10 protein-coding genes, 2 tRNA genes and 1 pseudogene are annotated in these 12,772 nt (G+C 43.2%); 12 read left to right on the top strand and 1 reads right to left on the bottom strand.

The annotated features are described in order from the left end of the window. Nucleotides 1–96: 96 nt before the first annotated feature. From I2432_RS06180 to I2432_RS06160, 5 genes are all read left to right on the top strand, one after another. On the top strand, nt 97–963 hold the full coding sequence (locus I2432_RS06180) for a transporter substrate-binding domain-containing protein (RefSeq protein WP_042670768.1): 867 nt from the start codon (nt 97–99) through the stop codon (nt 961–963). A 27-nt stretch (nt 964–990) separates the two neighbouring features. After that, a complete protein-coding gene (locus I2432_RS06175; protein ID WP_206152478.1) occupies nt 991–1,644 on the top strand; it encodes an amino acid ABC transporter permease in 654 nt (217 codons plus the stop codon). A gap of 130 nt (nt 1,645–1,774) precedes the next feature. Then, a complete protein-coding gene (locus I2432_RS06170; RefSeq protein ID WP_012677828.1) occupies nt 1,775–2,182 on the top strand; it encodes a GNAT family N-acetyltransferase in 408 nt (135 codons plus the stop codon). A gap of 11 nt (nt 2,183–2,193) precedes the next feature. Continuing rightward, on the top strand, nt 2,194–2,847 hold the full coding sequence (locus I2432_RS06165) for a uracil-DNA glycosylase (protein ID WP_014623000.1): 654 nt from the start codon (nt 2,194–2,196) through the stop codon (nt 2,845–2,847). 232 nt (nt 2,848–3,079) lie between these two features. Continuing rightward, a complete protein-coding gene (locus I2432_RS06160) occupies nt 3,080–4,354 on the top strand; it encodes a dihydroorotase (RefSeq protein WP_206152479.1) in 1,275 nt (424 codons plus the stop codon). Between the two features lie 53 nt (nt 4,355–4,407). On the opposite strand, the gene plsY is transcribed toward I2432_RS06160, so the two are convergent. Beyond that, nucleotides 4,408–5,055 (bottom strand): glycerol-3-phosphate 1-O-acyltransferase PlsY, encoded by a 648-nt coding sequence (gene plsY / locus I2432_RS06155; RefSeq protein WP_012515764.1) that lies wholly within the window; start codon nt 5,053–5,055, stop codon nt 4,408–4,410. 132 nt (nt 5,056–5,187) lie between these two features. On the opposite strand from plsY, the gene parE reads away from it, so the two are divergent. The 7 genes and pseudogenes from parE (at nt 5,188) to I2432_RS06120 (ending at nt 12,661) form a co-directional block, all read left to right on the top strand. Further along, nucleotides 5,188–7,137 (top strand): DNA topoisomerase IV subunit B, encoded by a 1,950-nt coding sequence (parE, locus tag I2432_RS06150; protein ID WP_154299016.1) that lies wholly within the window; start codon nt 5,188–5,190, stop codon nt 7,135–7,137. Nucleotides 7,138–7,238: 101 nt separating this feature from the next. Further along, on the top strand, nt 7,239–8,054 hold the full coding sequence (locus tag I2432_RS06145; protein WP_021320852.1) for a hypothetical protein: 816 nt from the start codon (nt 7,239–7,241) through the stop codon (nt 8,052–8,054). A 475-nt stretch (nt 8,055–8,529) separates the two neighbouring features. Continuing rightward, nucleotides 8,530–10,989, top strand: coding sequence for a DNA topoisomerase IV subunit A (gene parC, locus I2432_RS06140; protein ID WP_206152480.1), 2,460 nt, complete (start codon nt 8,530–8,532; stop codon nt 10,987–10,989). 94 nt (nt 10,990–11,083) lie between these two features. Further along, nucleotides 11,084–12,112: pseudogene (locus tag I2432_RS06135) on the top strand (branched-chain amino acid aminotransferase); the annotation flags it as partial. Between the two features lie 67 nt (nt 12,113–12,179). Continuing rightward, nucleotides 12,180–12,410, top strand: a complete 231-nt coding sequence (locus tag I2432_RS06130; protein ID WP_043040698.1) for a DUF2969 domain-containing protein — start codon at nt 12,180–12,182, stop codon at nt 12,408–12,410. A gap of 60 nt (nt 12,411–12,470) precedes the next feature. Beyond that, nucleotides 12,471–12,551 (top strand) — tRNA-Tyr (locus I2432_RS06125). A gap of 38 nt (nt 12,552–12,589) precedes the next feature. Beyond that, a tRNA-Gln gene (locus I2432_RS06120) sits at nt 12,590–12,661 on the top strand. Nucleotides 12,662–12,772 lie beyond the last annotated feature (111 nt).

Raw genomic sequence — 12,772 nt, 5'->3', positions numbered from 1 at the left:
ATTATAGGTTAGCTTTTTTGTTAAATCGAGCATATCTAGTCTCTTATAAGATTAGTCAATGCTATACTGTCATTAATAATGAAAAAGGAGTTCTTGATGAAAAAAGGAGTTGCTTTACTTTCTGTTAGCTTGGCGAGCTTGCTGTTAGCCGCCTGTGGGTCACAGCCATCAGCTCAAAAAACAAGCTGGGAAAAGATTAAAGATAAAGGTGTTTTAAAGGTTGCTACGCCTGCGACCTACCAGCCAACATCGTACTATAATGATGCTAATGAATTGGTCGGCTATGAGGTTGACCTGATGAAGGAAATTGGGAAACGCCTTGATCTTAAGGTGAAGTTCATTGAAACAGGCTATGATCAGGCTTTTACTTCGGTTGATAGTGGTCGTGTTGATGTTTCTCTCAATAATTTTGACATTACAGCCAAGCGGCAAAAAAAATACAACATCTCAACGCCTTATAAGTATGGTGTTGGGGGAATGATTGTTCGTGCTGATGGCAGCTCAGGCATAAGCAAGGCTGACCTAAGCGATTGGAAAGGGAAAAAAGCAGCTGGCGCCTCTGGTACAGAATACATGAAGGTTGCCAAGAAGCAAGGTGCTGAATTAGTCACTTATGATAATGTGACGGGTGATGTTTACCTGAACGATGTTGCTAATGGCAGAACAGACTTTATTCCCAATGATTATCCTGCACAAAAGCTTTTTGTGGATTACATGAAGTCTCAAAATCCTAACCTCAATGTCAAAATGAGTGATGTGCTGTATAATCCGACAGCACAGGGCATTATCATGAGTAAAAAAGATGACACCCTTAAGAAAAAGATTGATGCGGTCATCAAAGACATGAAACAAGATGGCAGCTTGAAAACCATTTCAAAGACATATTATGCTGGTCAGGATTTGACCGTTCCTTTTGGCAAGGACAAGAAAATTCCAGTCATTGATACCAGTGATGTGGACTAGTGCCTTAGATAAAGGAGCTCTAAAGCAATGATTGATCTTAGATTGATACTAGAGAGCTTGGATTTTGTTTTATCAGGCTTGCCCTATACCTTAGGCATTTCTTTTTTAAGCTTTCTAACAGGTCTTTTGCTGGGCTTGCTTTTAGCCTTTTTAAGGCGTTCTACTAGCCACTTTAGCCATTATCTGGTTAGAGGTTATGTGTCCATAATGCGTGGGGTTCCTATGATTGTGGTACTCTTTGTTCTTTATTTTGGGCTTCCCTATTATGGCTTAGAGCTGTCTGCCTTGCTATGTGCCTATTTGGGCTTTTCACTGGTTAGTGCAGCCTATATCTCTGAGGTCTTTCGTGCCTCGATTGATGCTATTGATCAGGGGCAGTGGGAGGCAGCAAGGGCTTTGGGGCTGCCTTATATCAGCATTGTCAAGCATGTGATTTTGCCTCAGGCCTTTCGTATTGCTATTCCGCCTTTAGGAAATGTCATCATTGATATGGTCAAAAGCTCATCCTTGGCAGCTATTATTACCGTTCCTGATATTTTTCAAAAGGCTAAAATTATTGGTGGCAGGGAGTGGGATTACATGTCTATGTATGTCTTAGTTGCTTTTATTTATTGGGTGATTGCCTTCTTGTTGGAGCGGTGTCAGGGCTTTTTAGAAAAGAGGCTGCGCTTAGTCTCTTAAAAACCGAATATTTACCCTAGAAATATTGTATTTCTGGGGTTTTTATGATAAAAATATGATAGACTAAAGTAGCCTAATCAGTTAGCTAGCTTTGTCAAGAACTGACTGGCTAGAGTGTTGGAGGTAGGATATGGCAGACTCTATTGTATTTCGGAAAAATCATATGATTTCAACTCAGGCCTTTGCTCGAGTGCTGGAAGCCTCAGGGATTAAAAGACCGACTAAGGACGAGGCTAGATTATCACAAATGCTAAGGCATTCCAACTATCTATGGACAGCATGGGAAGGTGACAAGCTGGTTGGTGTTGCTAGAGCTCTTACTGACTATGCTTATGTCTGCTATATTTCAGACCTGGCAGTTGATCAGGCATACCAGGGTCAAGGGATAGGCAAGCAATTGCTGTCTTTTATCTCAGAGGATCTTGGAGATGCTGTTGCTCTTGTATTGCTGTCAGCACCTTCGGCGATGTCCTATTACCCTAAGCTTGGCTTTGAACAATCAGACAAGGCTTTCATTATTCCACGAAAACCGTTTTAGAGAGGTATCTAATGACACATTCAGCTTGGCATGATGAGATTAAACAAGTGTTACCTAAGGATTATTATCGGCGTATCAATCGCTTTTTAGATGAGGTCTATGCGACTGGAGTGGTTTACCCGCCCAGAGATAATGTGTTTAAGGCCTTACAGGTAACGCCATTAGAAGAGACAAGAGTGCTTATTTTAGGGCAGGATCCTTATCATGGCCCTCTTCAAGCTCAGGGACTTTCCTTTTCAGTGCCTGACTCCATTCCTGCTCCGCCGTCTTTGCAAAATATTTTGGAGGAATTAGCAGCAGATATTGGGGTAAGGAGTCATCACGATCTCAGTAGCTGGGCTGAGCAGGGAGTGTTGCTTTTGAATGCTTGCTTGACCGTTCCAGAAGGACGTGCCAATGGGCATGCAGGTCTTATCTGGGAGCCCTTTACCGATGCGGTCATAAAGGTCTTGAATGCTAAGGATAGGCCTGTTGTGTTTGTCCTCTGGGGAGCCTATGCGAGAAGAAAGAAGGCCTTGATTACTAATCCGATTCACCATGTTATCGAAAGCCCTCACCCTAGCCCTCTGTCAGCCTATCGTGGCTTTTTTGGCAGCAAGCCCTTTTCAAGAGCTAACGCCATTTTAGAAAAAGAAGGCCTAGGACAGATTGACTGGCTGCGCTAGGCATTGAGGCAGGCTATTATGGCTAAGCAGGACGATTTACCAATAAAGTATCTGGCTTTGGAGACTTGGGTATACCTAGCTAAATAGAGATTGATGATATCAGGGATCAAGACAGTTACGTCCGATATGTCAAGCAAAACAAATAATCACTGCCTAGATAAATCAGAAATTGCTAGGGTTATGCTTGATTATCCTGATAAGCAGATAAGTAGATTTGACATAGGGAGGGGTCATGTTATTAATTAAAAATGGGCGTGTGATGGATCCAAAATCACAGCTAGATCAGGTGGCAGATGTCTTAGTTGATAATGGAAGGATTTTACAGATTGCTCCAGACATTGTGCATGATGAGGCAGAGCAGATCGATGCCAGTGGACTTGTTGTTGCTCCTGGTTTAGTGGATATTCATGTTCATTTTAGAGAGCCGGGGCAAACGCACAAGGAGGACATTCATACAGGTGCTCTGGCAGCAGCTGCTGGTGGGGTGACAACAGTAGTCATGATGGCAAACACCAATCCTGTTATATCAGATACGGAAACCTTACAGGTTGTTCTAGCAAGTGCTGCTAAAGAAAAAATTAACATTTATACCAATGCTAGTGTGACCAAGCGGTTCAATGGCCAAGAGCTAACAGACTTTAAAGCGCTCTTAGCAGCTGGTGCGGTCAGTTTTTCTGATGATGGCATTCCTTTAGAGAGCTCCAAGGTCTTAAAGGAAGCATTGGATTTGGCTAAGGCCAACAAGACCTTCATTGCCCTGCATGAGGAGGATCCCCAATTAAACGGTGTCCTTGGCTTCAATGAGCATATCGCTAAGGATCATTTTCATTTTTGTGGCGCTACTGGTGTGGCAGAATATAGTATGATTGCCAGAGATGTGATGATTGCCTATGATCGACAAGCTCATGTTCATATTCAACATTTATCTAAGGCTGAGTCTGTTAAGGTAGTTGCCTTTGCTCAGCAGTTAGGTGCCAAGGTCACAGCCGAGGCAACACCGCAGCATTTTTCTAAAACAGAAGACCTTTTACGGCTTGCAGGGGCAAATGCCAAGATGAATCCGCCTCTAAGAACAGAACAAGATAGATTAGCAGTTATTGAGGGGCTCAAATCAGGTGTCATAGCTATTATTGCAACGGATCATGCACCACATCATCGTGATGAAAAGGCCGTTGCTGATCTGACCAAGGCACCATCTGGAATGACCGGCTTAGAAACCTCATTGTCATTAGGCCTGACAAATCTTGTGGAGCCGGGCCATCTTTCATTGATGGGATTATTAGAGAAAATGACCATTAATCCAGCCTCACTATATAACTTTGATGCTGGTTATTTGGCTGAGTCTGGCCCTGCTGATCTTGTTATTTTTGCTGACAAGGAGGAGCGTTTGGTAACAGAAGCCTTTGCTTCAAAGGCTAGTAATTCACCTTTTATTGGGGAAACCCTAAAGGGAGTTGTGAAATACACCATTGCTAAGGGACAAATTGTTTATCAGGCAGACAACTAATCAACACTTAAAAAGCTGAGCATCTGATAGTAACTGATGCTCAGCTTTTTGATTTAGTGATGGCTTGCGGGCTGCTGCTTGCTTAAGTTCAAGCCCCAAGGAATGAGATTTTCAGATTGCTGCTTGATTCGCTTCATATTATCCTGATGCCTTAGGATAATGATTGCTGCTAGCACAACGATGGTAATGGTTAATAGCCAATCGTAGCCAGGCAATAAAAAGTGGGCGGCAGGAAAAGTCAGAACACTAATCACAGCTACTACAGACGCTGTTAGACTAGCCAGTGAAATCATGCTAAACAAATAAAGCGTTAGCACAAACACAGCCGCTAAAAAAAGGAGATAGAGTGGGGCAAAGCCTAGCAAGACACCAGCACTGGTTGCGACTGCCTTTCCTCCCTTGAAGCCAGCGAAAATAGGAAAGGTATGCCCTAGGACAGCAAAAAAACCAATAGCAATTGGTGAGACATTGCTAGCGCCAACCAAAACCGGAAGAAGCGTGGCAAGCGTGCCCTTAAAAATATCAATCAATAAGGTTGCAGCACCAGCCTTTAGCCCAAGAATCCGAAACGTATTGGTCGTACCGGTATTACCTGAGCCATGCTCACGCAGGTTGATGTTATAGAAATACTGGCCAATCCATAAGCCTGTTGGAATGGAGCCAAGTAAATATGCTGTAAGAATTAATAGGATCAATTTCATAACATACATTATATCATAATGATTGATTTAAGCGGAAGCAGTTACAAAGAATTACGAAAAAATCCTAAATTATTTTGCAAAATTCTCAAAAAACCTGTAAGATAAAAAAGATGAAAACGTCTGGAGGTCAACTTGGCTAAGAAAGAAATAAGCATAACAAATTATAATGATGATGCCATTCAGGTCCTAGAGGGCTTAGAGGCAGTTCGTAAAAGACCGGGGATGTATATCGGCTCAACCGATGCAACCGGACTTCACCATTTGATTTGGGAAATTGTCGACAATGCTGTCGATGAGGCCTTATCTGGCTTTGGAAATGAGATCGATGTGACGCTAAACAAGGACGGTTCTGCCACCATCTCTGACAGCGGACGAGGCATGCCGACCGGACAGCACGCTCTTGGCATACCAACTGTTCAGGTCATCTTTACCATCTTGCATGCAGGTGGTAAATTTGGTCAAGGGGGCTATAAAACCTCAGGAGGCTTGCATGGTGTGGGCTCTTCAGTTGTAAATGCCCTATCGTCATGGCTAGAGGTAGAAATCACGAGAGACGGAGCGGTTTACAAGCAGCGCTTTGAAAATGGTGGTAGGCCAGTGACAGGCTTGGAAAAAATAGCTTCAGCTCCAAAAAGCAAATCAGGGACAAGGGTTACCTTCATGCCTGATGACAAGATTTTTTCGACAACTGAGTTCAAGTGGAATACTATCGCAGAGCGTCTAAAGGAATCTGCTTTTCTGCTAAAGACGGTTAAAATGACCCTGACTGATCTACGAGGTGACGATCTGGTCGTTGAGGAATTTCATTATGAAAATGGTGTTCAGGATTTTGTTGCCTATCTCAATGAGGACAAGGAAACCTTGACTCCTGTGATTTACATGGAAGGGCAGGAGCAGGATTTTCAGGTTGAGGTCGCTTTGCAATACAATGATGGGTTTTCAGATAACATTTTGTCCTTTGTTAACAATGTTAGGACAAAGGACGGTGGCAGCCATGAAACTGGCTTAAAATCAGCTATTACAAAGGCCATGAATGACTATGCCCGCAAAACCAGTCTGCTAAAGGAAAAGGATAAAAACTTGGAGGGCTCAGATTATCGTGAGGGCTTGTCTGCGGTGTTATCGATCCTTGTACCAGAGCAGCATTTGCAATTTGAAGGGCAAACAAAGGACAAGCTAGGAAGTCCACTGGCAAGGCCAATCGTTGAGAGCATTGTATCAGAGAAGCTGACCTTCTTTTTACTTGAAAATGGTGAGCTAGCAGGTCATTTGATTCGTAAGGCTATCAAGGCAAGAGATGCGCGTGAGGCAGCCAGAAGAGCGCGTGATGAGTCTCGAAATGGTAAGAAAAACAAAAAGGACAAGGGGCTTCTTTCTGGAAAATTAACTCCAGCCCAGTCCAAAAATCCTAAGAAAAACGAGCTGTACCTAGTCGAGGGGGACTCAGCTGGAGGTTCAGCTAAGCAGGGCAGGGATCGTAAATTTCAGGCAATTCTCCCCTTACGTGGTAAGGTTTTGAACACAGAAAAGGCCAAGATGGCTGACATTCTCAAAAATGAGGAAATCAATACAATGGTTTATACCATTGGTGCAGGTGTTGGTGCTGATTTCAATCTTGATGATATTAATTACGACAAGATTATTATCATGACCGATGCTGATACGGATGGGGCTCATATTCAGACCCTGCTGCTGACCTTTTTCTACCGTTATATGCGGCCGCTGGTTGAAGCAGGACATGTCTATATTGCCTTGCCTCCTCTTTATAAAATGTCAAAGGGTAAAGGCAAATCGGAGAAGGTTTCCTATGCTTGGACAGATGGTGAGCTGGAGGATCTTCGCAAGGAATTTGGTAAAGGTGCAAGTCTCCAACGCTATAAGGGACTTGGGGAGATGAATGCCGATCAGCTATGGGAAACCACGATGGACCCTGACACACGAACCCTTATCCGAGTGACGATTGATGACCTGGCTAGGGCAGAGCGACGCGTTTCAGTCCTCATGGGAGACAAGGCTGCCCCACGTCGCCAATGGATTGAGGACAATGTCATCTTTACCTTGGAGGAAAATATGGTTTTTTAAGGCATTTTTCCTAAGGAAGGTCCTAACATATCTTATATCAAATTGCTATTCGTGTGCTCAGTATTCATTTATCAAGGATTGTAACCATCGAGGTAACAGTGATGAAGCTAGATATTTGTCAACAAAGCTACAGTCTTCAGTGGGGAGGCACCTATTATTTTGCATTGACAGATTATCCCAATATCAAGGCTTGGGAACTGGAAAAGCTAGCAGCCTTTTGTGCCTACGAAAAATGGAATCATCGTCAAACAGACATTAGCTGTCAGGACAGCAAGCTTCTTGAAGAGGTTCATCAATTTCTTGAAGCACATGCTTGTGCCTATCCCTTTAGGCCTAGCTGTAAATTGGTGGCTTCAACATTTAACATCAATGGAGAGGCAGTCTGTTGTCCTTATTTAAGTCATACCTGCACTGTAGCGGCTGCTCTAAGCATTTTTAAGACAGGAAGGCTATTGTCTGCTGTAAGAGCTTTTGGGGTAACGGCACAGGAGTTGGCTAGGAGTGATCGAAATGCTGCTGGTGATCCTGCTGATTATTTTCATTATGTGATGCTTGGCTGGTCCAATACGACCTCAGGCTATCGCTTGGCTATGGAGAGATTGCTTAATCGTATGCCAAATGAAAAGGACTTAAGAGAGCATTTTGTACCCGGAGTTAGCTTTCACTATAGCTATTCTGATATTTGTCAGATGAAAGGCTATGTTTTTGATGGCTATCACCCTGCCAAGATCAAAGACGAGCTTAGTTTGGAGGAATTGCAGGCTTGCATTATTCCTAAAAGCTGGCAGCAGCGCTTTGAAGCAGTTATTCCAAAGGCCTTGCGCTCAAAGATTCATTACCTAGACTATAGAGGTGAAGGATTAGTTGAGTGGTCTGATAGGGTTTATCAGCTGTTAAGAGTGATCAGTGACAGCTAGCTGTAAATAGGCTAGCTTTATACTATTTTTTGAATATAATAGACAATCTAACAGAAAGGAAAGCTCAGTGAGAGGTCTCTTGCTGGGTGTGGGGTGGATTTCCTAGAAACTGCTAATCCTAGCGATAGGGGAGCGTAGCGAGCCCATTCTGAAAGCTCCTGCCGTAGTGAAAAGAAGATAATCGCTTACGATTATCTTCGAGGGAAATTTCGAGCCGAAGTCTCGAAATTTAGGAATGGAACCGTAGGTTCGCTTCTGTCCCCACTACCTAAAGGAACTTTCAAAAAAAAACTAATTAAAGAAAGAGATATCTTTCTGAAAGAAACAAAGAAAGGAATGTTCAGCTAGTTTACTAACTGAACACGGGACTATTTTTCCTAGAAAAATCGGTAACCTCCTAGTGTCCAAGGACACGTCGTCAGTTCCAGCATTTTTTACGGAAAAATTTCGCAAGCGAAACGTCCCTTTGTATCTTATGAGTAATATTCAAAACATGTCCCTTGAGGACATCATGGGGGAGCGCTTTGGGCGCTACTCAAAGTACATTATACAGGAGCGGGCGCTTCCTGATATTCGAGATGGTTTAAAGCCTGTTCAGCGCCGCATTCTTTATTCGATGAATAAGGACGGTAATACCTTTGAAAAGGGTTACCGCAAATCAGCCAAATCTGTTGGTAATATCATGGGTAATTTCCACCCGCATGGGGACTCTTCGATCTATGACGCTATGGTACGCATGAGTCAGGATTGGAAGAATCGTGAAATTCTTGTGGAAATGCATGGCAATAACGGCTCGATGGACGGTGATCCACCGGCAGCTATGCGGTACACTGAGGCAAGATTATCTGAAATTGCTGGTTACCTGCTACAGGACATCGATAAAAAAACAGTGCCATTTGCTTGGAATTTTGACGATACCGAAAAAGAGCCAACGGTATTGCCAGCTGCCTTTCCAAATCTATTGGTCAATGGCTCATCAGGGATCTCAGCAGGCTATGCCACAGATATTCCACCACATAATTTGTCAGAGGTGATCGATGCTGTTATTTACATGATTGATCACCCAAAGGCTAAGCTAGATAAGCTAATGGAGCTGTTACCGGGACCTGATTTTCCAACAGGTGGTATTATCCAAGGAGCAGCCGAAATTAAAAAAGCCTACGAAACAGGTAAGGGCCGCGTTGTTGTTCGCTCCAGAACTGAAATTGAGGATCTAAAGGGAGGCAAGCAGCAGATCATTGTGACCGAGCTTCCTTATGAGGTCAATAAAGCTGTCCTAGTTAAAAAAATTGATGATGTTCGGGTTAATAACAAGGTTCCAGGCATAGCAGAGGTGCGTGATGAGTCAGACCGTACAGGGCTACGCATTGCTATTGAGCTCAAAAAAGACGCTGACAGCCAAACCATCTTGAATTATTTGTTGAAGTATACCGAGCTTCAAGTCAATTATAATTTTAATATGGTTGCGATTGATCATTTTACGCCTCGTCAGGTTGGATTGCAAAAAATCTTATCAAGCTATATCGCTCACCGCAAAAGTATTATTATCAAGCGCTCTCAGTTCGACAAGGAAAAGGCTGAAAAGAGATTGCATATTGTTGAGGGCTTGATACGTGTCTTATCTATTTTAGATGAGATTATCGCGCTGATCCGAGCTTCTGACAATAAGGCTGACGCCAAAGAAAACCTAAAGGTCAGCTATGACTTTTCAGAGGAACAAGCAGAGGCTATTGTCACCTTACAGCTTTATCGACTGACCAATACAGATATTGTTACCCTTCAGCAGGAAGAGCATGACCTAAGAGAGCTCATCACAACTCTCTCGGCTATTATTGGTAACGAAGCAACCATGTATAACGTGATGAAGCGTGAGCTAAGAGAGGTCAAGAAAAAGTTTGCAGGGCCACGTTTATCAGAGTTGCAGGCTGAAAGCCAAGCGATTGAAATTGATTCTGCTAGTCTTATTTTGGAGGAAGAAACCTTTGTCAGTGTGACTCAGGGAGGCTATATCAAGCGAACAAGCCCTAGGTCATTTCATGCCTCAAGCCTTGAGGAAATTGGTAAGCGCGATGATGATCATCTGATCTTTGTTAAGCAGGCTAAGACAACAGACCACCTGTTACTCTTTACCAATCTAGGTAATGTTATTTATCGCCCAGTCTATGAGCTGACTGACTTGCGCTGGAAAGACATCGGGGAGCATTTATCACAGGCTATTACTAATTTTGCTGCAGATGAAATGGTGATATATGCTGAGTTGATCCAGTCCTTTGAACAAGGACTCTATGCTTCAGTGACACAGCATGGACTGATTAAACGATTTGAGCGCAAGGAGATGATGCCTTGGCGAAGCTACAAATCAAAATCAATCAAATACGCTAAGCTAAAGGCTGCTGACGACCGTATTATTGCGATAGCACCAATTATCATGGAAGATCTTCTTTTGGTGACGCAGCAGGGCTACGCCTTGCGGTTTTCTAGCCAAGAAATACCGATTCAGGGCCTAAAGGCTGCCGGAGTTAAAGGAATTAACCTAAAGGCTCAGGATTACTTGGTTTCTGCCTGCCCAGTCAATGCTGATTCCTTCTTTGTGCTGACGCAAAGAGGAGCACTAAAGCGAGTGGCGATTGCTGATATTCCACAGACCAGCCGAGCTAACAGAGGTCTGCTGGTGTTACGAGAATTAAAGACCAAGCCACACAGAGTTTTCTTGGCAGGAATGGTAAAAGGAGATACTACAATAGGTACCATTGACCTATTTACACATGATTCAGAGGACACAGCTAATGACCAGCAATTAGAGATTATTAGTAAGACCGGTCAGCAATACCAGCTTGCTCTCAATAGCCTGTCTCTATCAGATAGGACAAGTAATGGCTCCTTTATTTCAGAGAGCATTTCAGATCAGGAGGTCGCTGCTGCAAGGCTCATCTAGCCAAGGTCTTTTAGCTGTACCAGTGAAGGCTCTGAGTCTTTCGTCGAAAAAAGACGCAAAACAATGATGAAAAGAATACAAAAAGAAAAGAGGTAGGATAATGACAACAGCTATTGATTGGGAAAACTTAGGCTTTGAATACCGCAAACTGCCATTTCGCTATATATCATACTACAAGGACGGCAAATGGGACGCAGGTCGCTTAACAGAAGATGCTACCCTGCACATCTCAGAAAGTGCACCAGCTCTGCATTATGGGCAACAAGCCTTTGAAGGCTTAAAGGCCTATCGCACTAAGAACGGTTCTATTCAGCTATTTCGCCCAGACCGCAATGCAGCTCGCTTGCAGGCAACAGCTGACCGTTTGCTGATGCCACAGGTATCTACCGAGCAATTTATTGATGCTGTTAAGCAAGTGGTAAAGGCAAATGAGGATTTTGTACCGCCATATGGAACCGGTGCTACCCTTTACCTTAGACCCTTGTTAATTGGTGTTGGCGATATTATCGGTGTTAAGCCTGCTAACGAATATATATTTACAGTTTTTGCCATGCCTGTTGGCAATTACTTTAAAGGCGGGCTTGCGCCAACCAACTTTATTGTATCTGAGGATTATGATAGAGCAGCTCCTTATGGTACTGGAGCTGCCAAGGTTGGTGGGAACTATGCAGGTAGCTTATTGCCAGGAAAGGCAGCTAAGACAGCAGGGTATTCAGATGTGATTTACCTAGATCCAGCAACTCACACTAAGATTGAAGAGGTCGGAGCCGCTAATTTCTTTGGTATCACTGCCAACAACGAATTTATTACACCGCTTAGCCCATCAATCTTGCCTTCAATCACCAAATACTCCTTGCTCCAATTAGCCGAAGAAAGGCTTGGCATGACTGCCATTGAGGGTGATGTGCCGATTAACGATTTGGATCGATTTGTTGAGGCAGGAGCTTGTGGTACAGCTGCTGTAATCTCACCAATTGGAGGCATTCAGTATCAGGATAAGCTACATGTCTTTTACAGCGAGACTGAGGTTGGTCCAGTGACATGTCGATTATACGATGAGTTGGTCGGTATCCAATTTGGTGATATCGAAGCGCCAGAAGGCTGGATTGTAGCTATTGATTAAAATAAGTGAAGCTTGCTATTGCAAGCTCTTTTGATTTTGTGTAAAATAGACAAGGCGAGGTGAAGTGATGAGTAAAAAAGAAAAAAAAATTGAAATGCAATTATGCGATCAACAAGTAACAGTCAATAATACCAAGATAGATGGTTATCAGTTACAGATTGGCAAGCGCGTTGTTGGTGAGATTGCAGAGCTTGATGGCAAGTTTGCTGTTTTAAAAGACAGCACAGTAGATGCTTTTTTTAAAACATTAGAGCAAGCAGTTGAAAATATTATTGAAAACTATAATTTGAACCATTAAAAATGCTTAAAAAGACTTGTCAGCTTACAAAAACTATGGTAGAATAGTTTTTGTTATTACGGAAAGATAGCGAAGAGGCTAAACGCGGCGGACTGTAAATCCGCTCCTTTGGGTTCGGGGGTTCGAATCCCTCTCTTTCCATGCCTAAGCTATTAGGTTCATTGTTTTAATGATGATATTGGGGTATAGCCAAGCGGTAAGGCAAGGGACTTTGACTCCCTCATGCGTTGGTTCGAATCCAGCTACCCCAGTCAGAGGTATCAGATTAGCGTCTGAGACCGTCAAGGATAAAAGTTGTTGTCATTGCGGGTTACCTTGAGAAAATATATTGTTATCAAAAGCTAGCATAAGCTAGCTTTTGT

The sequence above is a fragment of the Streptococcus equi subsp. zooepidemicus genome (assembly GCF_015689395.1).
Lineage (GTDB): Bacteria > Bacillota > Bacilli > Lactobacillales > Streptococcaceae > Streptococcus > Streptococcus equi.
Note: the sequence above shows the minus strand (reverse complement) of the source record. Positions and strands in the feature narration are given on the sequence as shown.

Coding starts and splice junctions, on each gene's coding strand:
- I2432_RS06130 (WP_043040698.1), top strand. CDS start 12,180: ATGAGTAAAAAAGAAAAAAAAATTGAAATGCAATTATGCGATCAACAA.
- plsY (WP_012515764.1), bottom strand. CDS start 5,055: ATGAAATTGATCCTATTAATTCTTACAGCATATTTACTTGGCTCCATT.
- I2432_RS06170 (WP_012677828.1), top strand. CDS start 1,775: ATGGCAGACTCTATTGTATTTCGGAAAAATCATATGATTTCAACTCAG.
- parC (WP_206152480.1), top strand. CDS start 8,530: ATGAGTAATATTCAAAACATGTCCCTTGAGGACATCATGGGGGAGCGC.
- I2432_RS06180 (WP_042670768.1), top strand. CDS start 97: ATGAAAAAAGGAGTTGCTTTACTTTCTGTTAGCTTGGCGAGCTTGCTG.
- I2432_RS06175 (WP_206152478.1), top strand. CDS start 991: ATGATTGATCTTAGATTGATACTAGAGAGCTTGGATTTTGTTTTATCA.
- I2432_RS06145 (WP_021320852.1), top strand. CDS start 7,239: ATGAAGCTAGATATTTGTCAACAAAGCTACAGTCTTCAGTGGGGAGGC.
- I2432_RS06160 (WP_206152479.1), top strand. CDS start 3,080: ATGTTATTAATTAAAAATGGGCGTGTGATGGATCCAAAATCACAGCTA.
- I2432_RS06165 (WP_014623000.1), top strand. CDS start 2,194: ATGACACATTCAGCTTGGCATGATGAGATTAAACAAGTGTTACCTAAG.